1 protein-coding gene is annotated in these 1,160 nt (G+C 24.7%); it reads right to left on the bottom strand.

The window, feature by feature from the left end; all coding sequences use genetic code 11:
• Positions 1 to 129 precede the first annotated feature (129 nt).
• On the bottom strand, positions 130 to 1,160 hold a 1,031-nt coding region (locus tag HG1285_RS18995), incomplete at its 5' end, for a glycosyltransferase (RefSeq protein WP_008289622.1).

Raw genomic sequence — 1,160 nt, forward strand, 5'->3', positions numbered from 1 at the left:
TAGGCTTTATTTATAAGAGCTGTATCTATCTCATTTTTGGTGATTATTTCTTTTGGATAAGTCCATATATTACAATTGACACATTTTCCCGGACAAAAAAGGCTTATCATAATGTTTAAATCTTCAATTTCATAAATTTTCATTAATTATCTTTATCCACTTTTTTTTGTTTAAATTATTATCGAATTTTAAGGCTAAAATTTTATTTTGAAAATCTATTTTTTCTTGCATATATTTTTTATTTTTTAAAACACTTAATATATCTTTTACTAAACTTTGTTTATCTACAGCAGGATTTAATGTGATTTCACTTATGCCGTGAGGGGCATCTAATGCACATATTGGTACTTGAAGGATTGCAGATTCTACTAAAACTGTAGGAAAACCTTCAAATAAAGAGGTTGAAACGTAAACTCTTGCATTTTTTATGTACGGGTAAGGGTTTTCCTTTTTACCAAGAAGATAAACCTCTTTAGATAAATTATACGATTTGATTTTCTTTAGTAATTTCCCCTTAAAAATACCGTCTCCAATTATTACAAGTTTTTCTTTAATGCTATATTTCTTTTTTAATTCATAAAATATATCTATAAGTGTTTCTTGATTTTTTTGTTTGTTCAAATGTCCAACATTTACAATATAAGGAAAGTTTATATCTATTTTTTCATTAGCTTTTTTTTGTATACTATCTTTATCAAAAAAATTATATATTACTTCTATTTTGTTTTCTGGAATTCCAAAAACTTCTATTAACTCTTTTTTTATACCTTCACTTACGACTGCTATTTTTTTTACTCTGTCTTTTTTGTATAAATGTTTAATTAATATTTTTTTGTAAACCCAGTCAGGTAATAGATGGGTTAAGTTTCCATTGTATAACTTTGATGGAGAATTATGAACCGAAACTATAACCTTTTTACAAGAAAATACTGCAACTAAACCAAAGTAGTCATCAAAAGCTACACATAAATCTTCTTTTTTAATTTTGTTTTTTGTGTTGATAATTCTATACACTAAATTAAGAAAACCAAAAATAACTGTAATAGAAGAAAATTTCTTTTTATTTTTTAGTAGAAATTTTGGAATTTTAAGGGATTTTATAAAAATTGTTTCACTTGCATGAGGTAAAGATATTACATTTCTATACAAAACAACTGTGT

The organism is Hydrogenivirga sp. 128-5-R1-1, from assembly GCF_000171895.1.